The sequence below is a fragment of the Neobacillus niacini NBRC 15566 genome (assembly GCF_001591505.1).
In the GTDB taxonomy this organism is placed as follows: Bacteria; Bacillota; Bacilli; order Bacillales; family Cytobacillaceae; genus Neobacillus; species Neobacillus niacini.
Genome location: NZ_BCVA01000019.1, coordinates 26055 through 49376, shown reverse-complemented (window position 1 = coordinate 49376; position 23322 = coordinate 26055). Strand labels below are relative to the sequence as shown.

The 23322-nt window shown below is 38.6% G+C and carries 20 protein-coding genes and 1 tRNA gene; 7 read left to right on the top strand and 14 right to left on the bottom strand.

Features of this window, described 5'->3' with window-relative positions; genetic code table 11:
• The first annotated feature begins 123 nt into the window (after positions 1-123).
• The 4 genes from BANA01_RS15145 to BANA01_RS15130 all read left to right on the top strand — a co-directional run bounded on the left by BANA01_RS15145 (position 124) and on the right by BANA01_RS15130 (position 3711).
• Complete coding sequence (locus BANA01_RS15145; protein WP_063253671.1) at positions 124-1794, top strand: sigma-54 interaction domain-containing protein; 1671 nt, start codon at positions 124-126, stop codon at positions 1792-1794.
• A gap of 74 nt (positions 1795-1868) precedes the next feature.
• Positions 1869-2141, top strand: a complete 273-nt coding sequence (locus BANA01_RS15140; protein ID WP_063253670.1) for a (2Fe-2S)-binding protein — start codon at positions 1869-1871, stop codon at positions 2139-2141.
• Entirely contained in the window at positions 2138-2470 is a 333-nt protein-coding gene (locus tag BANA01_RS15135; RefSeq protein WP_063253669.1) for a (2Fe-2S)-binding protein, read from the top strand. Before BANA01_RS15140 ends, BANA01_RS15135 begins: the two co-directional genes overlap by 4 nt.
• Positions 2467-3711, top strand: coding sequence for an NAD(P)/FAD-dependent oxidoreductase (locus BANA01_RS15130; protein ID WP_063253668.1), 1245 nt, complete (start codon positions 2467-2469; stop codon positions 3709-3711). The genes BANA01_RS15135 and BANA01_RS15130 overlap by 4 nt, the downstream gene beginning before the upstream one ends.
• A gap of 97 nt (positions 3712-3808) precedes the next feature.
• Here BANA01_RS15130 and BANA01_RS30395 read toward each other — a convergent pair whose 3' ends face one another.
• Both BANA01_RS30395 and BANA01_RS30390 read right to left on the bottom strand, forming a co-directional pair.
• Positions 3809-4192 carry a DoxX family membrane protein gene (locus BANA01_RS30395; protein ID WP_235847157.1) on the bottom strand — a complete coding sequence of 128 codons (384 nt, stop codon included), beginning with the start codon at positions 4190-4192 and terminating at the stop codon, positions 3809-3811.
• Positions 4162-4809 (bottom strand): hypothetical protein, encoded by a 648-nt coding sequence (locus BANA01_RS30390; protein WP_235847156.1) that lies wholly within the window; start codon positions 4807-4809, stop codon positions 4162-4164. The genes BANA01_RS30395 and BANA01_RS30390 overlap by 31 nt, the downstream gene beginning before the upstream one ends.
• 148 nt (positions 4810-4957) lie before the next feature.
• On the opposite strand from BANA01_RS30390, the gene BANA01_RS15120 reads away from it, so the two are divergent.
• Positions 4958-6109, top strand: coding sequence for a GGDEF domain-containing protein (locus tag BANA01_RS15120; RefSeq protein WP_063253667.1), 1152 nt, complete (start codon positions 4958-4960; stop codon positions 6107-6109).
• A gap of 271 nt (positions 6110-6380) precedes the next feature.
• Positions 6381-7532, top strand: a complete 1152-nt coding sequence (locus BANA01_RS15115) for a sensor histidine kinase (protein WP_235847155.1) — start codon at positions 6381-6383, stop codon at positions 7530-7532.
• Positions 7533-7577: 45 nt separating this feature from the next.
• Here the strand turns inward: BANA01_RS15115 and yhbH are convergent, their stop codons facing one another.
• The 6 genes from yhbH to queG all read right to left on the bottom strand — a co-directional run bounded on the left by yhbH (position 7578) and on the right by queG (position 14911).
• The gene (gene yhbH, locus BANA01_RS15110; protein WP_034674467.1) at positions 7578-8744 is read right to left on the bottom strand and encodes a sporulation protein YhbH; all 1167 of its coding nucleotides are present in this window, start codon (positions 8742-8744) and stop codon (positions 7578-7580) included.
• Positions 8745-9034: 290 nt separating this feature from the next.
• Positions 9035-10930 carry a PrkA family serine protein kinase gene (locus tag BANA01_RS15105; protein ID WP_034674469.1) on the bottom strand — a complete coding sequence of 632 codons (1896 nt, stop codon included), beginning with the start codon at positions 10928-10930 and terminating at the stop codon, positions 9035-9037.
• 546 nt (positions 10931-11476) lie between these two features.
• Positions 11477-12226 (bottom strand): oxygen-insensitive NADPH nitroreductase, encoded by a 750-nt coding sequence (gene nfsA / locus BANA01_RS15100; RefSeq protein ID WP_034674473.1) that lies wholly within the window; start codon positions 12224-12226, stop codon positions 11477-11479.
• 55 nt (positions 12227-12281) lie between these two features.
• Positions 12282-12755, bottom strand: coding sequence for a tRNA (uridine(34)/cytosine(34)/5-carboxymethylaminomethyluridine(34)-2'-O)-methyltransferase TrmL (trmL, locus tag BANA01_RS15095; protein WP_034674475.1), 474 nt, complete (start codon positions 12753-12755; stop codon positions 12282-12284).
• A 66-nt stretch (positions 12756-12821) separates the two neighbouring features.
• Positions 12822-13688 (bottom strand): amidase domain-containing protein, encoded by an 867-nt coding sequence (locus BANA01_RS15090; RefSeq protein ID WP_157411802.1) that lies wholly within the window; start codon positions 13686-13688, stop codon positions 12822-12824.
• Positions 13689-13777: 89 nt separating this feature from the next.
• Complete coding sequence (queG, locus tag BANA01_RS15085; RefSeq protein WP_034674479.1) at positions 13778-14911, bottom strand: tRNA epoxyqueuosine(34) reductase QueG; 1134 nt, start codon at positions 14909-14911, stop codon at positions 13778-13780.
• A 465-nt stretch (positions 14912-15376) separates the two neighbouring features.
• Here queG and BANA01_RS15080 point away from each other — a divergent pair, with 465 nt between their 5' ends.
• Complete coding sequence (locus BANA01_RS15080; RefSeq protein ID WP_034674481.1) at positions 15377-16048, top strand: B3/B4 domain-containing protein; 672 nt, start codon at positions 15377-15379, stop codon at positions 16046-16048.
• 86 nt (positions 16049-16134) lie between these two features.
• On the opposite strand, the gene BANA01_RS15075 is transcribed toward BANA01_RS15080, so the two are convergent.
• The 6 genes from BANA01_RS15075 to BANA01_RS15050 form a co-directional block, all read right to left on the bottom strand.
• Positions 16135-16208 (bottom strand) — tRNA-Gly (locus tag BANA01_RS15075).
• Between the two features lie 284 nt (positions 16209-16492).
• Complete coding sequence (locus BANA01_RS15070) at positions 16493-18571, bottom strand: DUF4179 domain-containing protein (RefSeq protein WP_063253666.1); 2079 nt, start codon at positions 18569-18571, stop codon at positions 16493-16495.
• A 144-nt stretch (positions 18572-18715) separates the two neighbouring features.
• Entirely contained in the window at positions 18716-19903 is a 1188-nt protein-coding gene (locus BANA01_RS15065) for an MFS transporter (protein ID WP_063253665.1), read from the bottom strand.
• On the bottom strand, positions 19896-20327 hold the full coding sequence (locus tag BANA01_RS15060; RefSeq protein WP_063253664.1) for a MarR family winged helix-turn-helix transcriptional regulator: 432 nt from the start codon (positions 20325-20327) through the stop codon (positions 19896-19898). Before BANA01_RS15060 ends, BANA01_RS15065 begins: the two co-directional genes overlap by 8 nt.
• 185 nt (positions 20328-20512) lie before the next feature.
• Positions 20513-22054, bottom strand: a complete 1542-nt coding sequence (locus BANA01_RS15055; RefSeq protein WP_063253663.1) for a BCCT family transporter — start codon at positions 22052-22054, stop codon at positions 20513-20515.
• Between the two features lie 165 nt (positions 22055-22219).
• Positions 22220-23311, bottom strand: coding sequence for a tartrate dehydrogenase (locus BANA01_RS15050; protein ID WP_063253662.1), 1092 nt, complete (start codon positions 23309-23311; stop codon positions 22220-22222).
• Between the last annotated feature and the right edge of the window lie 11 nt (positions 23312-23322).

Sequence of the window (23322 nt, the reverse complement as noted above, 5' to 3'; positions counted from 1 at the left end):
CCATGCCAAAACAGCATAGCCCCTGTTTCTAGATTAATTAGGAATATTTAAAATTTTTTGACACAGGGTGTATAATCATTTATACAGTGTAAATATTTTTATACATACCTTAAGGAGGAGCTCATGGTTTTTTTCATCCAATCTGCCAAAGATGTATTGAACAACTTCCCGGGTCCCGCATCATCTCTTGAACACCTAACACAGTGTAATGGAAAGATTTATTACACCCCCTCAGAAAACACATCACAGATTCCTTGTAAAATCATCAATGAGGATGATTCTATCGACACTCTCATTCAAGCATTTAAGCACCATTCAGTAGTAGTTCTTCTTAACCAAAACAAGCAGCTATCCGCCTGCATCACAGCTGGTCAAATGATTGAATTCCTCAGTAAGATTTATAGGCAGCTGCTAGCATTCTATGAAACTGTTATTCAAACAACGGATTCATCCGTTAGTGTGATCGATGCTGATGAATATGTCCGTACTTGGACAAAAGGAGCGGAGAAAATCTTCTCTGTTCCACATCAGGAAATTATCGGTAAACCCATTACAGATTTTTTTGACAAAAACAAACTAGAAATCTTGCAAACGTTACAAAAAGGAAAGCGCATTACCGCACAGTACCATCAGCCTCGGTCCGATTTATTTGTATTAATTAATACCAATCCAGTGTACTTTGAAAGTCGTATTATCGGAGCTGTTGCTTCCGAAACTGATGTGACCAATCAAGTCATGTTGAATGAAAAGTTATTTAACATGTCCAATGAAGTTCGTCGTTTAGAACAAGAAGTGGCAAAGTATAAACATTACGACGATTCCTTTCGGTTTATAAAAGGGAAAAGTTCTGCCATTCAGGAAACGATCGGAATCGCTAGAAAAGTATGTACGGTTAAATCAACCGTGTTGATTTTAGGGGAAAGCGGTGTCGGTAAAGAAGTTTTTGCCAAAGCTATTCATGAAGCTAGTGAAAAACCCAATGCCCCTTTTATTACGATCAACTGTGGGGCAATACCGGCATCACTTTTTGAAAGTGAACTATTTGGGTATGAACGTGGCGCCTTTTCCGGTGCCGATTATAAAGGCAAAAAAGGAAAAATTGAGCTTGCAAAGGGTGGAACATTATTTCTTGATGAAATTGGTGAAATGCCGCTAGAAATGCAGGTAAAACTGCTTCGAGTGCTTCAGGAACGGAAATTTTACCGTGTTGGGGGCGAAAAAGAAATCAATATCGATTTCCGGGTCATTGCCGCAACTAATCGGGATTTACTTGAATTAATGAAGCAAGAGAAATTTCGTGAAGATTTATATTACCGGTTAAATGTTGTGACGCTCTATATCCCTCCATTAAGAGAAAGGCGGGAGGATATTATCGAACTGACCCACCATTATTTAAATGAGTTTTCTCAAAACTATCAGCGGCCAATTCATGACTTTTCACCTGAGGTAATGCAGACAATGCTACGCTATGAATGGCCAGGGAATATTCGTGAACTTCGAAATATGGTGGAACGGCTTGTCGTTTTTGCGACAGATGGGGTCATCAGGAAAGAGTACTTACTATTTACAGCCTCTGATAAAGTCCAAAACACCCCTACTCTCCCGGACGAGATTGAAAATATAGAAACAAACCACACCATTTTATCCCTCCAGGAAGAAATGGATCAATATGAAAAGAGAGTAATTGAAAGAGCATTAAAGATTGTAAATGGAAATAAATTAGAGTGTTCGAGGAGGCTCGGCATCACAAGGGCAACACTATACAACCGATTGAAGCGACTTGGATTGGATTAACATAACCCCTCTCTTAAAAGTTGGTACATTTTTTGCATGGTAAATAGGTAGATACTTCAGAAGGAGGAATTCTAATGATTAACATGGAAAACATGGTCATTTGCCGTTGTGAAGAAGTTACCTATGGTGAGCTTCTATCGACAGCAAAGGAGCATAAGTGTACAGCAAGAGAATTAAAATTGAGAACCCGTGCCGGTATGGGATTTTGTGGTGGAAGAACATGCAGGGTTTCGGTGGATAAAATCATCGAAAATACAGTTCCAAATGCTTCTGCGGGGGACATCCTGTTAAAATATCAGCCTCCAGTTAGACCTGTGACTTTTGGATCAGTAGGTGAAAACCAATGAATAGAATATTAGATCACCCCATCCTAGGAAAAATAACAGATCGAAAAACGATTCCCTTCCAATATGATGGAACTACCTATGAAGCCTATAAACATGAGACCATCGCCGCCGCTCTACTTGCAAACGGAGTAAGAAAGCTGCGTGTTCACGAAGAAAGCGGAACACCTCGAGGGATTTATTGCAATATCGGCCACTGTATGGAGTGCCGGGTAACCGTTAATGGACAGGCAAACGTTCGAGCATGCTTAACAGTTGTAGAAAACGACATGGTCGTGGAGAGTGGAAAACAGCTACCAAATATAGTCAAAAGGATGGTGGAACAGGGATGAGTGATGTGATTGTGATTGGGGCTGGTCCTGCAGGATTAGCAGGAGCTATTGCTTCTGCAAGCAACGGCCTGAGCGTAACCGTTCTAGACGAATTTATCAAACCGGGCGGTAGATTACTTGGACAGTTGCACCAGGAACCATCTGGAGAATGGTGGAATGGCATGAAAGAATCGGAACGGCTATTTTTGGAAGCAAATAATTTATCTGTGGATATCCGCTGTGGTGTATCGGTATACAACTTAGAGAAAGATGAAAACCTCTGGAATGTCCACACAAACATCGGGACCCTTACTGCTCGGTATGTGCTGGTCGCTACTGGCGCAGCAGAATATCCAGTACCTGTTCCTGGCTGGACGCTTCCCGGGGTGATGTCAATTGGGGCCGCACAGGTAATGACAAATGTTCATCGAGTACAAGTTGGGAAAAAGGGGATTATTATCGGGGCTAATATTTTATCTTTTGCGATTTTAAATGAGCTGCAACTGGCTGGTATAAACGTCGACCGGATTATCCTTCCTGAAAAAAATTCGATTAGCGGGAAAGCTGGGGAACCGGAAGAGGTGTTGAAGACACTATTACATGCAGCCCATCTTGCACCATCCCCGCTGATGCGGTTCGGGAGCCATTTTATGAAAAATAATTGGCTGAGAAAAATGGCCATTCACTTTTATCCTAAAAGTGGAATGAAGGTTAATGGCACGCCGCTTCAACTGCGGATAGCAGCAGTGGAGATTGTTGGGAAAGAGCAGGTTGAGGGTGTTAAAGTGGCTAATACGGATGCTGCCGGTCAAGTGATACCAGGAACAGAAGTCCTTTACGAGGCTGATTTTGTTTGCATTGCCGGAGGATTATATCCTCTTGCAGAGTTGGCTGCTGTTGCAGGATGTCCTTTCGAGTACATTCCTGAACTGGGTGGGCATGTTCCCTGCCACTCGGAAACGATGGAAACCCCACTCGGAGGACTTTTTGTAGCTGGGAATATCACTGGTATCGAAAGCGGGAAGATCTCCATGGCCCAAGGAACCATTGCAGGAATAGCCATCGCCAACCATGCCGGTAAAGTTTCAAGCACCATCGACCAACAGCTCCAACAGGCAGTCCAACAGGTTCGTTCTGTGAGAGAACAGGCAACGATACAATTTAATCCTGAAATTGACAAAGGCAGAAGCAAAATGAAGGAAATTTGGGAAACAAAGTTCGCGCCATTGGATAAGGAATATTCACACAAAAAAATAGTATAGTCAACTTATAAGAATCAGCGCCAAATTAGTGCCGCTAATCCATATTAATACCCACAGCTGCAGTAAGAAAAGCTTCCTTCAAGAGGAAGCTTTTTCGTTAGGCAAAACGATAGTATATCAGTAGGAAGGTTGCAAGTGTAAATACAAAATTTAAGAATACAAATACCATTTGAGAAATTTTTGTTCTATGTATGTTAATTGGCGGGTCATAAAACGATACTCCCTCTATAATGAAGATAATTAAAACGATATGAATCATCAGGTGTCCAATAATCTCTGTTACACCGAACAACATGGTTGTTGAAATAAAGATCAATGTCAGGACAAAAGCTAACAGACGATTTAGAATTCCTACGATTAGCAAATAACCCACAACAAATTCGATAAATGCAGCCAGTACTATAAATGTAGCTGCGGGAAATCCAAAAGTGGGAACACCGTGCTGATGAATTATATCATACTCATTGAAGGATAAACCCATTTCTCAACAGCTACCCAGCATAGTGACAATCCTGTCCCCAAATAAAGAAACGGAAATCCCCAATCTTCGAGTTTCGTTTTGCCGACTAATAGTACACCAACAATAGCTAGATAAAAACCATAATCTAGCATATGAAATAAACCAGAATGGGTTAATTGGTAAATAAATAACCCCAACAAGATAATAGCACCAGCTTTTGTCGCATAATGTATAGGTATCAATAGGAGGATAATGGTTACCCACATTAAAATTCGTATCACATCGTTTGTGATAGCAAATTCGGGCGCAAAAATGGTCCCTGCCCCAACCTGAATGATTAACGCAATGGCTGTACCATATTTTAAAATATATCTAGAGGATTTTCTGTATTTATCCAATACACTGTCAATTTTTTGTGTAATTGGAATTTTATCAAGTATTGGCAACAGCTGTGTCAATACAGCTAGCAATGTCGCAACCAAAACGGTAATGGTCATAAACATTGGAGATAGGATATGTTCGATATCTTCTTTTTCTGGTGTAACTTCTGTAAACCACTTTACATGTGCATCAACAAAAAAGGGTGAACAAATGATAACAATAACCAACAAGGTAAAGATTGTAGCTCTACTATTCATTAGAACCTCCCCAATAACTTACTCATCTTTATAGTTTTCGGATGTTACCACAAATATTCTTTTTTAAGAAATATCTACACCTGCTCGTTCACAGAATAATATTTTTCTTCTATAATAAGTTGATGGAAGAAAATTATAGGAGAACAGAATGTTAAAAGACTTTTTTTCAAATATAACTATACTGATTGCTTCATTTACAGTTATGGGTCAAATTCTAAAAAACAAACCATTACATCCATCCTCGTCATTTAAGTCAAAACTCTATTGGGGTATTTGCTATGGCGTTTTAGGAATTATATTAATGCTATTTAGCTTTCAAATTAATCCCACTACCATAGCTGATTTACGTCATCTTGCAATCGTCATTGCAGCTGCTTTCGGAGGATGGGTTCCTGCAATCATTGCTTCTAGTTTAATTGCTATAGGAAGAATAGTACTCTTTGGTTTAACTGACACAGCAATTGTTGCGGCAATCAGTGCATTACTAACTGGTATAGTGTGTGGCGGGTTTTCTAAATTAAACTTTCATCCCACCTTAAAAGCATTTTACATGAACCTAATCGGTTTATTTTTTGTTTCCATTGTCTTTACCCTTTATATAGAAGATACAAACACGCTTTTAAATGTTTTAATGATGCATTATCTTATCTCCTTATTTGGTGGATTCTTCTCCTATCACTTATCCATTTACATCGCGAACTCAAATTCAGCTGTAAGAGAATTACATCTTAGTCTAATAAAATTACAAGAAAGTGAACAGGAGCTAAATAAAGCAAATCAGTTTCTAAACCGTCTTTCTTATATGGATGGACTTACAGGAATTGGTAACAGAAGATACTTTGATGAAGTTCTGAGCAAGGAATGGTCGAACCTGCTTACAACTAACTCACCACTAACTCTTTTAATGTTTGATATTGATTATTTTAAAAAGTACAATGATACGTACGGGCACCTTGCTGGAGACCAATGCCTGCAAGTCATTACTTCTGCAATAAAAGACCTTATTGCTAATAACCCATATAGCACATTTTGTCGATATGGTGGTGAGGAATTTGCCATTATCTTCACTAAGACAAAGTTGGATCAGGGCGTCGCTATCGCTAAATTGATTCAAAATAAAGTCCAATCTCTTAAAATTGATCATAGTAGTTCTGAAGTAGCGGATATCGTAACAATCAGTATTGGTCTTGCCTCAATGATTCCAAGCTCGGAAACGCAGCCAAACGATTTAATTCATATAGCGGATACTTGTTTGTATATCTCAAAAACTAAAGGGCGCAATACCATTTCAACTACATAAAAAAAAAACGGAAGGATTGTTATCCCTCCGTTTTTATACATATTTCTACATTTTCCTTCTCATTTCGTTATTTATTCAAAATAATTAGTAAATTTAGTTGTAATAGGACAAAGTTAAATGTAAAATTTTTCTTATAAGCCCTTGGGACGGTGAAAAATAGATGGAAATTACTAAACACCTTTTCTTGAATCTTTCCATTTTAATAATATTGCTCCTCTTTTGCTTAATTTGGCTAGATCGAAGCAGGAAATTTACGTTATCTAAAACAACTATGATTATCATTTCTGTCCTAATTTTATGGATTTGTATTCAGTTCGCCTATAATCCCGTTCCCTACGCACGATATGATTTAAGGATTATTCCAATCGTCATTGGCGGTTTATATCTTGGAATCGGACTTATTACTGTTATTGCCATGGTAATCATAAGAACCTTTTATGGCTTGGACACAGGTTTGGTTGCAACAATCCTTCTCTATGTTCCACTTGCAATTGTATTTTTTCGATTAACTCCTTGGTTTTGGAAACAATCTTCCAACCGCCGAATCTCTGTAGCTATTTGTTTAGGAATAATACTAGGGATCCTTACCACCGGGGGAGAATTGATTAGATATACGGGCAGTCCTTGGTATGATGTTTTGCTTGCCTACTTTGTGATTCCCCCGTTAGGTATTGGACTCATTGCCTATTCTATTGAATATATCAAAAAAAGTGTGGAGCTTAAGTCTGAATTAATAAAAGTAGAAAAACTAAAAGCTGTAGAACAAATGGGTGCGGCTATTTCTCATGAAATACGGAATCCGCTGACCGCTGCAAGCGGGTTTGTCCAATTACTCAACGATGATTATTTACCGAGACATAAACGCAGAGAGTATTTATCGATTGTAAAAGATGAACTAAATTCTGCCGAAAGAGTCATTCAAGATTATTTAACATTTGCGAAGCCATCTTTAGTATCCATTGAAGAACTGAATGTTAAAAATGAACTAAAGCAAATCATTAGCATCCTAACTCCGATGGCAAATCAAAATTCAGTAGAAATCATCACTAATTTTTCAGTGATTGGATTCATTAAGGGTGATCGACAACGATTCCGCCAGTGCTTTATTAATATTCTCAAAAATGCTGTTGAGGCAATGCCGAATGGCGGGCAATTATCTATTGAAACGGACTTTAGTCAAGATTATGTCACGATTTGTATCAAAGATACAGGAGTTGGCATGAATTCCGAACAACTTGAACGGCTCGGTGAACCGTATTATTCAACAAAAGGAAAGAACGGTACCGGGCTCGGAATGATGGTCGTTTATAGTATCGTACGTGCTATGCATGGTTTCATCCGAGTAGAAAGCGAGCTTAATGCTGGCACAACCTTTTATATTAAATTCCCTACCGTTACCTCGTTAAAGAAATATAAAATTTAACTTAAATAAAAGAAATCGACAGGCGTTGTACCTGTCGATTTTTGGTTAAGCATACATCTTATTTTCTTCTTTTTGGAAAAAGCTTTTCATCGCATGGAATACATCCGCTTTTTGCTTGAGAATATAATAGCGGAACTGCTCATCCTTGATATTCTTATAAGCTGACATTAATGTAGAATGACGATTATACTGATTTACCTCTCCATAGCCAAACATGTTTGAAACTTTCATGAGTTCTTCAACCAGCTTGACGCAGCGAGCATTATCAGATGTTAGATTATCACCATCAGAAAAGTGGAATGGATAGATGTTGAACTTACGTGGATTATATTTAGCATCGATGATTTCTAAAGCTTTTCGGTATGCAGACGAACAGATCGTTCCTCCGCTTTCACCCTTGGAGAAGAAATCCTCTTCTGTTACAACCTTAGCTTCTGTATGATGGGCAATAAATTCAATTTCAACTGTTTCATATTTTGTACGTAAGAAACGGGTCATCCAAAAGAAAAAGCTTCTAGCCATATACTTTTCCCATATCCCCATAGATCCACTCGTATCCATCATGGCAATCACGACTGCCTTGGAATCCGGTTTTATTATTTCATTCCAAGTCTTAAATTTCAAATCTTCCTTATAAATAGGATGGAATGCAGGTTTCCCAGTCATCGCATTTCTCTTAAATGCAGACATCATGGTACGCTTTTTATCAATATTACCCATAAGTCCTGTTTTACGAATATCATTGAATTCAATATTTTCAACTAAGTGCTCTTGCTCTTCTTTTCTTTTAAGATTTGGAAGCTCTAGTTGTTTAAACAAAGCTTCCTCTAATTCCATTAACGAAACTTCTGCTTCAAAGTAATCTTCACCTGCTTGATCCCCAGCACCTTGCCCTTTTCCTGGACCCTTTTGCTGACTTGATCCGTCACGAGCAATTACGTCACCTACTTGGCTCTCACCGTCACCTTGGCCCACGTGTTTGTTCTTATCATAATTGTAGCGGATTTTATATTCGTCTAGTGAACGAATTGGAATTTTCACCACATCACGTCCATTAGACATTATGATGCTTTCTTCTGTAATTAAGTCAGGAAGATTGTTTCGAATTGCCTCCTGGACTTTTTCTTGATGCCTTTGTTGGTCATCGTGGCCTTTGCGGTGGAGGGACCAATCTTCTCTTGAAATCACAAATTGATGGTTGTTGTCAGACAATGTAAACCCCTCCTTATAAATTTTTTATTTTCCAAAGTCACATTTTTTTTCAACTGTCATAAAATAACCCGAGTGTAAAAATACATATAATATTGATTACTTTATCCTATGCAGAAACCGCAAATAATTTACAAATTATTTTGACAATTAGGCTTATACTCTTAAAAATGGACGAGCATGACTAGTTCGTTGATTTGTCTTCCATACATTTCGCCTTTTGCTGGGTGTCCCGGATTGAAAAAAACAGACTGGCAGATTCCTTCCGCCAGTCCCTCCTATTTTCTATCTCTTTAACGGTTTAATAAGCTGCCTACATACCGTAATAGCTCATTTGCTGATGTTGAATTATAGCCGTGTTCGTCAATTAATCTAGCAACAACATCGTTAATCTTCTTTAATTGCTGTTCATCAGGTGTCTTGGAGGAAGTGGTAATCTTCACAACATCTTTAAGGTCAGCAAATAATTTCTTTTGAATCGCTTCTCGAAGCCTGTCATGTGAGTTGTAATCGAATCGTTTCCCTTTTCTAGCAAATGCAGAAATTCGAATCAAAATTTCTTCTCTGAACGCTTTTTTGGCGTTTTCAGAAATACCAATTTGTTCTTCAATGGATCGCATTAATTTTTCATCTGGATTGATTTCTTCACCAGTTAATGGATCACGAAGCTTAGCTTTATTACAGTAAGCCTCAACATTATCAAGGTAATTATCCATTAGCGTTTTAGCGGATTCTTCATACGAATAAACAAATGCTTTTTGAACTTCGTTTTTAGCGATATTATCATACTCTTTTCGAGCAACCGAGATATAATTCATATAGCGCTCACGAAGCTCCGCTGTAATAGAAGGATGTTGATCCAATCCGTCTTTTAATGATCGCAACACATCCAAGGCATTAATAGAAGGTACTTCCTTGCGAATGATGGTAGATGAGATTCTATTAATTACGTAACGCGGATCAATACCACTCATACCCTCATCCGGATATTCTTTCTTTAGTTCGCTGACATCAACCGCGTTGAAACCTTCCACATTTTCACCATCGTACAGACGCATTTTCTTAACTAAATCGATATCACCCTTTTTTGGCTCCTTCAGACGAGTTAAGATGGTAAACATCGCAGCAACTCGTAATGTATGCGGGGCTATATGAACATCCGATACATCACTTTCACTAATCATCTTTTCATAGATTCTTTCTTCCTGTGAAACTTTTAAGTTATAAGGGATTGGCATTACGATAATCCGCGAATGCAAGGCCTCATTTTTCTTATTCGAGATAAAAGAACGATATTCCGTCTCATTCGTGTGGGCGACAATGAGCTCATCTGCTGAAATAAGTGCGAACCTTCCAGCTTTAAAGTTGCCTTCCTGTGTTAATGAAAGCAGGTGCCAGAGGAACTTTTCATCACACTTCAACATTTCCTGGAATTCCATCATCCCACGGTTCGCTTTGTTTAATTCTCCGTCAAAGCGGTAAGCACGCGGGTCTGACTCAGATCCGAATTCGGCAATCGTTGAAAAGTCAATGCTTCCTGTTAAATCGGCAATATCCTGTGACTTCGGATCAGAAGGACTGAACGTTCCAATTCCGGTACGCTTATCTTCGGAGAAAAAGATTCTTTCTACTAATACATCTTCAATTCTTCCACCATACTCCTGTTCGAGGCGCATCATATTTAATGGTGAAAGATTTCCTTCAATTCGAATACCGTACTCCTCATAAAAATCTCGACGTAAGTGATGCGGGATTAAATGAAGCGGATCTTCATGCATTGGGCAGCCTTTAATTGCAAATACTGATCCCCTATCCGTATGAGAATAGGCCTCTAACCCACGTTTTAGCATGGTAACAAGAGTAGATTTCCCTCCACTTACGGGACCCATTAATAGCAAAATTCGTTTTCTTACGTCCAGTCGTTTGGCTGCAGGATGGAAGTATTCCTCCACGAGCCTTTCAAGTGACTCCTCTAAACCAAATAGTTGATTACTAAAGAAATTGTATTGCTTTGTTCCCTTAACTTCCTCAATCCCAGAGTCTTTGATCATATTGTATACCCGTGAATGTGCCGACTGTGCAACCCATGGCTTCTCTTTTAACAACTGTAAATAATCCCCAAATGAACCTTCCCAACGAAGCTTTTCTTCCTCTTCTCTAAACATCTCGATTTTTTTTAGAATATCCATAAGGCCCTCCCCCTGTAGCGTTATCAGAGACGATTAATATACTCTATGCACTTGGTCACTTGAACATGCGTCTCGATGAATGATTCCTGCCTATCTTTTTTGTTTTATGAAAAGAATGGAATATTGTGCTTTTCATTTTTTTAAGATAGGCTATAATAAAGTATATGTGTCTAATTAAAGAAATATCTTAAAATTAAGGAGGCTTTACATAAGCATGGGAACATTTCTAATTGTTTTGGTTATGGTGGCGTTTCTAGCAGCTATCTTTACAGCAGGTTATAATGATAAGCCAGGTTCAAATAAATAAAGTTTTAGATTAAAATAGGCTGCCCATGAGGCAGCCTTTATTATTTTAAAAGAACGGTATGCGATTTGTGGGATTTTTGTAGAAGCTGTATGCTTTTTTGTATGAACTGTATGCTTTTTTGTAATAGCTGTACACTTTTTTGTATGAACTGTATGCTTTTTTGTAAAAGCTGTACACTTTTTTGTATGATCTGTATGCTTTTTGGTAGAAACTGTACGCTTCACTGTAAAAACTGTACTTTATCTCAAGTTCATTTTATTTTTTTGAACAAATTCCTTCATATACATCCTCGTTTGTTTTTCTAGCATGTTCGCCATCTGCTCTGACCAGCGATCTTTTCGTTTTCCACCTGTCCTCTCATCATAATAACTTGAAATTACTTGATTATATTCTTGAAGCTGACGCACGTAAGTATCCTTATCCTGTTCATATTCTTCCTCATGATAGATATGTTCAAAAGGTAGTCTTGGCTTTTGGTCATTTATTTTCTCCGGATAACCTACTGTCATTCCAAACAGAGGAATTACTCTCTCTGGTGTTTTTAATAATTCCTGAACTGCCTGCAGATTATTACGGATTCCACCTATGTAACAAATTCCTAAGCCCAACGATTCTGCAGCAATAGCAGCATTCTGTGCAGCTAACGATGCATCAATGAGAGCAACCATAAATTTCTCTGTACTTTCAATCGAAGCCTTAACATCTTTTCCTTCCATTTCTCCAATAAATTCATGTCGGCTTAGATCGGCACAGAAGACAAACAGATGACCATTTTGAGCAACATATTCTTGGTTTCCTGCTAACTCAGCAAGCTTTTGCTTTTTATCCTTATTCTTTATGCCTATTATCGAATATGCCTGTATAAAACTAGATGTAGACGCAGCTTGTGCACAAGAAACAATTGTTTTAATTTGTTCATCACTTAACTGCTTGTCCTTAAAATCACGGATAGACCGATGATTTAATATAGTAGAGATCATTTCATTCATTTCTAATACACCCTTTCTAGTTAACAAAAAGAGGCCTCTGTTGGCCTCTTATGACTTATTTTAATTGACGATAGTCTTGCTGGCGCAAAGCTTCATAAATTAGAATCGCAGCTGTGTTCGATAAATTCAAAGAACGAATATTTTCGTTCATCGGAATCCTCAAGCTGACATCCTTATTATTTTCAATCACGTCTTTTGGAAGCCCGGTCGTTTCACGGCCAAAAATGAAAAAATAATCTTTATCACGATTGCTATAGTCAAAAGAACTATAAGCCTTTTCACCAAACTTCGTGATATAGAAAAACTCTCCGCCTTCATTTTTCTGGTAAAAATCATCTAGAGAATCATAATAAACAATGTTTACAAACTCCCAATAATCCAATCCTGCTCTCTTTAACATTTTATCATCTGTAGAAAACCCTAATGGACGAATCAAATGTAAGGATGTATCAGTTCCAGCACAAGTTCTTGCGATGTTCCCTGTGTTTGAAGGTATTTGCGGCTGATATAGTACTACATGTATTGCCAAGAATCTCACCTCATAAAAAAAACTCTCTCAACATTATACCATTATTCATCATCCAAACAAATTTTCTCACCCATCCACAATCGTAAAAAACTTATATTTAATATTTGGAGTGTACGCCGATGAATCCTCATAGGCCCAGTACCGCATACGGCTGTTGTACGTGTTTGCATTAACAAGCGGCATTCCATAGGCATCCTTACCGGTTACAATCGTATTGTGGTTATATCGGCCGTCTCCTTCAAAATCATAGCAGATGACATCCCCCAATAGTAATTGATCAGGGCTGCTGACTTCTATTGCCCGTAGGCCACTTTTCGAATTACCCAAATACAAACGCAGTGAATTGGCGACGGTCCAACTATAACTCCAATTATTACTTCGGAGCCACCAGCCTGTTCCCCGGTTAGGATATCCCCTCATTGGTGCTTCACCAGCGTGAAGACATTGCGAGATATAATTCGTACAATTGTTTTCAAATGTCTTATAGGCGGGATTGTAGCTATTCCACCAGCGTTCCGCATATTGAACAGCTTTTAAGCGATTGTACTGGTAACTAATGCGCTCTTCCTGCTCTTCCTCTTCAGTAATTTCCAACTCCGGCTTCTTCGTATAAGGATTTATTTCTTTATCCATAATCAAATCATTTTTAAAAAACTTGCACATTCGTACTTCTACTTCTTCCTCTTGATACAGCGTTCCCTTTTGTTTGATCAGATATTGGTAATGAACCTGGTAAATGGTTGTTTGAAAATCGCCATCCACTGATTGATTTATAATGTCCCCTCGTGCCTTGACCTTTACAATTTCTGCGGAACGTTTCGCAAAAGACTCCATCTTCTGTTCTGCCTTTTCATAATTCCCCGATTGCCGCTTACTCTTTGAAACAAATTGTTCAACACGTCCTTCAAACAATTCTTGGAGTGATTGATCCACCTTCATCTCCCCCTTCTGATTCATACATATGTACAGAAGGCCATTTTAATCAAAAAAAAATGAGCATAGACAGAATGTCCAATACCCATTTAGTTCTTTAGTTTTAGTAAGCTTTTTTCAATCTCACTGTTCACTTCTAAATCATTTTCTTTTGCTGCTGCTTTTTCCAGTACTTCAAGCGCTTCTTTACTGCCAATTTTGCCAAGTGCCCAGGCCGCTGTTCCCTTTAGAACCTCGCTGGTTTCATTTTCTAAAACACTTAGTAAATCTGGAATGGCACTTTCGTCCTTAAAATGTGCCAGTGCGATAATCGCATTGCGCTGAATCGGCTTTTTACCTCTCCACGATCCCGCTACAGATCCAAATTTGTTCTTAAACTCACGATTGCTCATTTTTAGGATTGGTTTTAGTAATGGCTTGGCGATCTCCGGATCAGCCTCCATTTCCTCATGAAAATGAAAATCCTTTCCTTTATTGACTGGGCAGGATGTTTGGCAGGAATCACAGCCATATACCCGGTTACCGATTTTATCCCTAAATTCCTCAGGAATGATAGATTTTGTTTGTGTTAGATAGGCGATACAGCGCTGTGCATTAATTTGTCCGCCTTGTACCAACGCTCCTGTCGGGCAGGCGTCGATACATGCGGTACAGGAGCCGCACTGATCCTCCATCGCTGCATCGGGAGCAAAGGGAATGCTGGTAATCATTTCACCGAGATAAACGTAGGAGCCAAACTCCGGTGTCATGACAGCACAGTTTTTACCGCTCCAGCCAATCCCAGCCCTAACTGCAACCGCCCGATCCGAAAGTTCACCGGTATCAACCATGGATTTGAGCCTAGCCTCCGGCACCTTGGTGAGGATAAATTCCTCCAGTTTCTTTAGTCGATCACGTAAAATATGATGATAATCTAATCCCCATGAAGCCCGGGAAAAAAAGCCTCTTCGCTCCCCTTTTTTCCCTTCCACACGAACCTTCATTTTTGCAGGATAGGCCAGAGCAATAGAAATAATCGAGCGTGGTTCAGGAAGAAGCAGGGCAGGTGTCACTCGTTTTTCTATATCTGGCTCTTCAAATCCGGATTGATACCCAAGCTCCTGCTGGCGGATTAATCTATTCTTGAGCTCAGTAAACGGGTCTGCCGTGGTAAACCCAATTTTATCAATGCCAATCGTTTTACTATAGGCTATAACTTCCTCTTTCAATTGATCAATGTTCATTCGGTGTGAACCTCCTTTCATCTATGCTGTTTTGATATGTTGATTTATTTTAAAAGGGTCCTTATGAAGGACGAATCTCTCTAGAATCTTTTCTGATTTGTCCTTCATCAACCCAATGAAGGACTAATATTTCTGGAATCTTTTCTGATTTGTCGTTCATCAACCCTATGAAGGACTAATTTCTATTGTAACCTTTCTGATTAGTCCTTCATCAACCTTATGAAGTACTAATCTCACTTCAAACTCCTCTGATTTGTCCTTCATCTACCTTATGAAGGACTAATCTCACTTCAAACTCCTCTGATTAGTCCTTCATCTACCCTATGAAGGACTAATCTCTCTAGAATCTTTTCTGATTTGTCCTTCATTAGGCATTTTAATTTAGAAATCAAATCAAGCCGTTAATTTCTCGTTCTACATCTCATTATGATAAACTATTTTTATTATATTTTGGAGGTGGAATCATTGGAAATTCAGCTTTCTCCGGAAATCATTAGCAGGATCCCAAATTTCAAGCTTGGAATCATCGAATACAAAGGTATTACTGTAGGTGATTCCCCACAAATGGTAAAAGGAAGATTGCAGCTGTTTCAAGAGTCCATTTACTTTGATTTAGAAACGAAAAATTTAACCGATCTGCCTGGAATTCAGGAGTGGCGCCATATTTTCAAAGCATTTGGCAAGGACCCTAACCGGTACCGGCATTCTGTAGAGGCATTATATCGAAGAGTTCAAAAACAGAATTATCTAACCACGGTGCACAGTGCTATCGATATCAATAACTTTTTCTCCCTCCAATATCAAGTCCCAATTGGCATTTATAACACCGATTCCTTAGCGGGACCCATTACTATCGAGGTAGCCAAGGCAGGAGAAGAATATATTGGACTGAATGGCCGTTTGAACTCATTAGAAAACCTGATTGTCTCCTCGGACAAGCATGGACCATTTGGAAGTCCTTTTGTCGATTCTAATCGTGCCCCAGTAACGGAAACAACCAAAAATGCACTTCAGATCATCTATTTACAGCCGACAACATCCCTAAATAGTGCTGAAAGGCTGACTGAGTCATTAATGAAAATGTTTACCCAAATTCACGGCGGTGACGCTAGCTTCTATATAATTGGGAGCGATTAGCACCGCATTTTTTAAATACAGTAAAAATATAAAAAAACGCAATGCATCGTTCTCATGTAACGATACACTGCGTTTGGTAATATGTATGGAGCGGGTGATGAGAATCGAACTCACGACATCAGCTTGGAAGGCTGAGGTTTTACCATTAAACTACACCCGCATGTATAAAATTATGAACAAAAAACGAAGAACTTAAACACTGTTATTATAATACAAAGTTTTTTTCGCATCGTCAAGAGGATTTCGCATTTTTTGTCGAAAAAAATCATTAAACAAAAAAATCCCTAGACCTTTTTGTTTAATGATATGCCATTTTATCAATAAAAGTACCATTTATTAAATTTTTTTACTAATTCTATATAATTAAACGAATGCTGACCTACCAACGCTTGAATTTAATCCCAATAGTTATTATTTTTTTCGAAAATTATAATCAATCCTCACTTATTTTTCCACCGAAATCTTGATAACATCATCCAAATATTTCATGGCATAATACCCATAGATCTCAAGCCTTTTTGGGTTTACTTTTTCTCCGGAGCTTTCATTTTTTAACTTCATGTTAAACACAGTAACTAAATTGCGAGGCTGCTCAATTTCTTCATAGATGACAGGAGTTTTATTAACATCGTAAACTACCCCATTTTTATCCATGAGTACTCCCTCTGTATGGATCTCCATGGAATTCATTTCGTTTTCATCCTCACCAAAAATTTGAAAGTGGAACGCATCATATACACGATTCTTAACTTCATGATTGCTTATGATTACGTTTGCCGGCTGCCCAGCTTCTACCTTATCAATGGAGAGGGAACTGCCAGCATATTCAAAGGTTTGAGGATAATTATTAGAAGCATCCAGTTCAATAATTTTATGGTCATCAAATGTTAATTGGGCCGATTCGAGTTGAACATTAACATTCTTTGGCTTCTCTCCAAATAGAGGGCCAAAGTATCTTTGAAAAGAGAGCCAATTTTCATCAAGTTGTGTATCGAATAAATATCTGCTAGTCATATCTGCGTTCACTTTTTTATCATTTACTTGGAGATGATCAAAATTTAGATTATCGATCCGCTTGTTTGGCTGGGTCATATTAATATCATAGTGCAAAATGGTTGCTGTGGGCGCAATGGTTAGTTTTTCAAATCGAACCGGTATTCCCTCAACCTCTGTTTCACCCTTCAATACATATTTAACGGAAGGCTTTTTGGTTACAGGGATTTCGAAGGTCCACTTCCCTATTTTATCCCCCATGATTTGGAAACCCCACCCACCATCTTGGTTAGCGGAATCACGAATTATTCTCTGAAGCTTGGAGATCTGCAGTTTAATTGTCCCGTTATCCTTATTAATTGGCTGCAGACTGATTTTTCCGTGATAAACGTTCTTTTCCTCTTTATTCATATCCGCTTGAAGGTCAGGAGGATAGTACCCTTGGTATCCATCTCCATCCATGATTTCATGTTGGTTCTCCACGTAAACTCCTTCAAAATTATTGATCACATATCGATTGTCTTTTTTCGTATCTTCGATTTCATAGAAAACAAGCGTCTGAACCTCATCGGATATCGCACTCTTAATCTTAATTTTCACCCCGTCGCTCTCATCTTCCAGATTCAGCCTCTCTCCCAGATCCTGCTGCAAAAAGGCGCGCAATTCCTGATTTTTTTCTGTCCAATTATAGTATAGGTTCGAAAACACCCCTGTAAAATAATCAATTCCTATTACTAATGCAATTACACCTGCAAAGGCTAGTCCTTTTCTTATCTGTCTCTTGTTCTTCCGTTTTCTCTGATTTTCCTTTACTATTAATCTGGTTTTGATGTTCTCAATGAAACCAGGCGGCACATGCAAATCATCGACCTGGTCTGGAAGATTTACCAGGGTTACCATGACTTCCTGAAAGGAAGATAAATCCTCCTGACAGTTTTGACAATGATAAAGATGTTTTTCTAACTCAATCTTATTCGGCCGATCAAGGGTTCTTTCTAAGTAATCAATATAATCCCTCTGGTACTCCATACAGCCATTAAAGGCTGAGCCGAATCCCATTTCTCCTCTAAGTGACTGGATTCCGGTAAACAATAGGTCATTCATCTTTTCCGCTGAAACTTGAAGCAGATGTCCTGCTTCCTCCTTAGAGATCCGCACTACATATATAAGGACCATCGCTTCTTTTTCGTTCTCTCTCAATTGATCAAGTGCGTTAAATAACCTTTTTTGTTGTTCACTTTCCTTTGAAGCTTGTAAACTTCTACTTGGAGCAATTTCTCTGCAGATGTGCATGAAAATCGATGTAACCCACGTTTTGAATGATATTTCACCTTTAAATCGAGACCATTCCCTGTGGACTTTTATAATGGACTGGTAGAAAAGCTCTTCAACTTGCTGCTGATTTCTAAGATAGGACCAGCCAAGGGTATAGAACGATTGTTTATGCTGATCAAACCAGTCGACGATGGATTCTATCCCTTTTTCCCTTATTGGGGCGATTTCAGTGGAATTTATTTTTGCTGGGATCATGGAAGTGTTCCCCCCTTTAACATTCTTTTAAACCTTCCTGAATTTAAAAACTCCCCTCATGCATTATTCGACAATTTACTAAAATTTCCTCTTATTCTAAAGAAAGAAGGGACATCTCATATATAAGATGTCCCATTGTAATTATTAAACTAAAGCTTTTGTACTTGTTCTCTCTTTCTTTCCGTGCAGTAAAAAGTAAATACCCGAAGCTGCCAATACGATAACGCCTAGGATCATATAAAGAGTACTGTAGTTTGAAAAAGGAAGGAAGAATCCAAGCAAGTAAGGACCGAATCCAAGCCCAGCGTCTAGAAATATAAAGAAAGTCGACGTTGCCAACCCCATTCGATGAGGAGGAGTCAGTTTAACAGCGATTGCCTGAGTGCATGACTGCATGTTCCCAAATCCGAGTCCAATCAATATACCCGCTGCTAACAAAGTAACGCTGCTGTGAGCTGAGCCTAAAAGCAACATTCCAGCTGCAAAGAGAACAAAGGCTGGATACATCACATAATTTGCCCCTTTCACGTCCATTAACCGTCCTGTGAATGGGCGTGAAATCAATACTGCAATGGAATAAACTAGGAAGAAAAAACTTGCAGCACTAACCAGGTCAATTTCAATGGCATAGAAATTTATAAAAGAAAGAACGCTTGAGTAACAGAAACCAATAATTAAAGTAATGAAAGCAATGGGAATCGCCTTTGGCTCAATAAAATGAGAGAGTTTGACGCCTATTCTTTCAGTTGTCTTTGTTCCGCCATCTATTGCCGGCACATACACAAAGAATGCCGTGATCAAACTAAATATTGCTAGAGCAAAACAAAGGCCAAAAATTACGAGAGTGCTTGTATGTTGGCTCATATAAAGTCCAATGAATGGTCCGATTGCTGTAGCCAAAGTCGAGCTCATACTGTAATAGCCAATACCTTCTCCTTTTCGTCTTTTAGGGATAATCTGAGCCACAATTGTACCGGTTGCTGTGCTGGCAATACCCAGTGTAATACCATGTAAAAAACGAGTAATTAGCAGGAAGGTGATACCCAAATGGATAAAATATAAAGAAGTTGTTAATAAATAAAGAATTAATCCAATGAACAACGTTTTTTTACGGCCAATTGAATCGATACTGCGGCCAATAAACAGACGCCCAAATAACGTCCCAACAATAAAAATTCCGGTAACGAGCCCGGCTTGGCTTGTGGTAGCATGATATTCTTCTACTGCATAAACACCGATAATGACGATTAATAAATAAAAGACCAACGTTAGTAAAAAATTAACGCCGGAGACAATGATAAAGTCCTTAGTCCATAATTTAGGTTTACTCACTTTTTCCTCTCGCTCCTTTCAAAACATTTTCCTGTATTTTAGGAAGAGTTTGAAATGTTATCTGTTGATCTTCATTTGTGATACCTTCCATAATACTGTTTTCTATTGCCGTAATTTTTTTTCTGCATGCTTGGTAGACTTCTTCTCCTATTTCGGTTAACTGAATGACCTTTTCTCGCCTATCCACACCAGGAATATGCTTTACTATTTTGAGGTCTTCCAAACGTTGAACCCTTCTGGTAATCGTTGGTTTTTCAACATTATATTTATTTGCAATATCTACAAGTGTCGAAGGGCCATTATTTTTTATATAAAAAATAACTTGCCATAAAGAATATGAAAGCTCATAAGTACTCATTAGTTCATTTAATCTGGTTATAAGTGGTCGATACAGACTTAAATAGCGCTGAAAAAAACCTTCCATTTTTTTATCCCCCCGAATCAAAATAGTTACTATAGGTAACCATTACCCTTGATAACTATATTTTTTTTTGACAAAGATGTCAAGGGAGACAACTTACTAGCATTCTATATAATAAAATAGCCCAACGTGCAGGATCACGTTGGGCTTGTAGATAGTAATCGTATATAGGGCGCTATATCGCATCCCTAAGCTTTCTTTGAAATAATTTTATTCTTTAAAGTGACTGCTTGTTCTTTTTTTACTGACATGATTTTCAATTCGTCTGACAGCCCTTTATAGGTGGAGTAACACATAAATAACATTAAAATGGCAAGTGGTATCGATGTTGCGACAAGGGCTGATTGCAGTCCCGACAAACCACCTGTCATAATTAATACAGCAGAGACTGCTGCGATGATAACACCCCAAATGATTTTAGTAGTATGAGTTGGATTCGGATTCCCGTTTTCACTAATCATCCCAAGTACAAAAATGGCTGAATCCGCAGAAGTAATAAAGAAAATAAGTACCAGTACCATTGCTAATATACTTAAAAATGTACTCATAGGGAAATACTCAAAAAATTTAAAGAGTGCAGACGTTACATCCGAGGATACCGCTTCTGCGATGGCAGTCTGACCTTGATTTTGGATAAGATCAATCGCTGATCCTCCCATAACCGCAAACCATAAAAAGGAGCCAAGTACAGGGATAAAGATTGCCCCCATCATAAATTCTTTAATGGTTCTCCCTTTAGAAATCCTCGCCACAAAACTTCCTACTAGTGGTGCCCATGCAATCCACCAGCCAAAATAGAAGAGTGTCCAACTTCCGATCCAGGATCCATCATTGTATGGCTCGGTTCTAAATGACATACCTATAAAGTTTTGTGCATAATCGCCAATTCCTTGGAAAAAGATTTTTAAAATCGATTGCGTAGGTCCGAGTACTAGCATAAAGGCTAATAAAAGAAATGCTAGCAGCATATTCAGATTGGATAAGTGTTTCATGCCACTTTGCAGCCCAGATACCGTTGATCCAAGATAAAGTACGGTTACGACAGCAATGATAATGACTTGAGAGAGAAACCCAACTGGAATCCCCCACAGGTAATGCATCCCGCTATTCACTTGTAAAGTTCCAAATCCTAGTGACGTAGCAATACCAATAACGATTGAAAGAATAACAATGATATCAATAAACTTGCCGAACCTACCTTTAATTTTGTCTCCTAATAATGGATGAAAAACAGAACTTAAAGAAGCAGGTAATTTTTTTCTAAATTGAAAGAATGCTAGAGAAACTCCTACCACTCCATAACATGCCCATGCGGAAACACCCCAGTGCAGATAAACAAATTGCATCGCTAGCTTTGCTGATTCTTCGGAGGAGGCCTTTCCGAACGGAGGATCAATATAGTAGGATACAGGCTCTGCAACTCCCCAAAATACTAGACTAATCCCGATAGAAGCACTGAAAAGCATGGCAATCCACGTACTCGTTTTAAATTCAGGGCGATCGGCATCATCACCTAATCGAATATGTCCAAACTTTGAAATCCCAATATACATACAGAAAGAAAAGAAGATAAAAACACTGACTAGAATAAACCAGCCTAAATTATTATAAATAAAACTCAGAGATGAGTTGGAGAAATTCTCTAACTGCTTTGGTGCAAATATACCGACACTGATTAAAGCTAAACTAATAGCTAACGAAATATAGAATACTGTTTTCTTACCGTTCATACCAACACTCCTTTTATAATAGTCTGTATGGAGACATCCAGGATGTAAGCGATTTCTAAACAAAGTAAAAAAAAACGCAGTTACACATCGTGTGAATATTTTGAATTTTTAAATCAGTATGGTATCGCATGATAGAAAGCTACTTCATATGATACCATACATTTTTTACACGTTTAACTTATTTGAAGAAACGGTTGAAGCAATGATTTCAATAATCCTGTCAGCTACTTCATGTGTTGCAGCCGTTCCATTCATATCTGGTGTTAGGACTTGCCCTTCTACCAAAAGTTGCTCAATGGCGTCAAGTACTAGTTTTCCATATTCCTCATAGCCGAAAAAGTCTAGCATCTGACTTGCGGACCAAATCGTCGCTAATGGATTCGCAATGGCTCGTCCCGCGATGTCAGGTGCAGAACCATGAATCGGCTCAAACATGGATGGAAACTCTCTTTCAGGATTAATATTTGCCCCTGCAGCGAGCCCAATTCCACCAGCAATCGCTGCACCTAAATCGGTCAAAATATCACCGAACAAGTTAGAGGTGACAACCACTTCAAAACGCTTCGGATCTTTAATCATCAGCATGGCCGCTGCGTCGACAAGGTAAGAGGCGGTTTCCACTTCAGGATATTCGGCACTTACTTCTTCAAAAACTTGATCCCAAAAGACCATCGAATAATTCAATGCGTTTCCTTTTGATATACTTGTCAGGGACCTTCCTTCTTTTTTGGCCGTTTCAAAGGCATACCGAATAATTCGTTCGGTTCCCTTTCTGGAAAAAACACTGTTTTGTAAAACCACTTCGTGATCTTGCCCTTTAAACAGCCAATCTCCAGCCCCGGAATATTCCCCTTCACTGTTTTCACGGATGAACAACATATTGATGTCTTCCCGTTTCACATCATTTAAGGCTGTTTTTGCCCCTTTTAATAACGTCACGGGACGTATATTCACATATTGATCAAAGCTTTTTCGGATTTTCAGCAATAAATCCCATAACGAGATATGGTCGGGAACGCCAGGAAATCCGACTGCCCCCAAGTAGATCGCGTCAAATTCTTTAAGCTGCTCGATTCCATCATCATCCATCATTTTTCCATGCTTCGTGTAAAATTCGCAGCCCCACGGAAAATAGGTGAAATCAAATTGGAATGTTGAATCGATTTCGGCCACTTTATTTAATACTTTAATCCCCTCGTTTATTACTTCAGGACCAACGCCATCACCGGCAATTACAGCAACTTTTAGTTTTTTCACGTCGATTACTC

Coding starts and splice junctions, on each gene's coding strand:
- BANA01_RS15145 (WP_063253671.1), top strand. CDS start 124: ATGGTTTTTTTCATCCAATCTGCCAAAGATGTATTGAACAACTTCCCG.
- BANA01_RS15140 (WP_063253670.1), top strand. CDS start 1,869: ATGATTAACATGGAAAACATGGTCATTTGCCGTTGTGAAGAAGTTACC.
- BANA01_RS15135 (WP_063253669.1), top strand. CDS start 2,138: ATGAATAGAATATTAGATCACCCCATCCTAGGAAAAATAACAGATCGA.
- BANA01_RS15130 (WP_063253668.1), top strand. CDS start 2,467: ATGAGTGATGTGATTGTGATTGGGGCTGGTCCTGCAGGATTAGCAGGA.
- BANA01_RS30395 (WP_235847157.1), bottom strand. CDS start 4,192: ATGGGTTTATCCTTCAATGAGTATGATATAATTCATCAGCACGGTGTT.
- BANA01_RS30390 (WP_235847156.1), bottom strand. CDS start 4,809: ATGAATAGTAGAGCTACAATCTTTACCTTGTTGGTTATTGTTATCATT.
- BANA01_RS15120 (WP_063253667.1), top strand. CDS start 4,958: ATGTTAAAAGACTTTTTTTCAAATATAACTATACTGATTGCTTCATTT.
- BANA01_RS15115 (WP_235847155.1), top strand. CDS start 6,381: ATGATTATCATTTCTGTCCTAATTTTATGGATTTGTATTCAGTTCGCC.
- BANA01_RS15105 (WP_034674469.1), bottom strand. CDS start 10,930: ATGGATATTCTAAAAAAAATCGAGATGTTTAGAGAAGAGGAAGAAAAG.
- nfsA (WP_034674473.1), bottom strand. CDS start 12,226: ATGAATGAAATGATCTCTACTATATTAAATCATCGGTCTATCCGTGAT.
- queG (WP_034674479.1), bottom strand. CDS start 14,911: ATGAACATTGATCAATTGAAAGAGGAAGTTATAGCCTATAGTAAAACG.
- BANA01_RS15070 (WP_063253666.1), bottom strand. CDS start 18,571: ATGATCCCAGCAAAAATAAATTCCACTGAAATCGCCCCAATAAGGGAA.
- BANA01_RS15060 (WP_063253664.1), bottom strand. CDS start 20,327: ATGGAAGGTTTTTTTCAGCGCTATTTAAGTCTGTATCGACCACTTATA.
- BANA01_RS15055 (WP_063253663.1), bottom strand. CDS start 22,054: ATGAACGGTAAGAAAACAGTATTCTATATTTCGTTAGCTATTAGTTTA.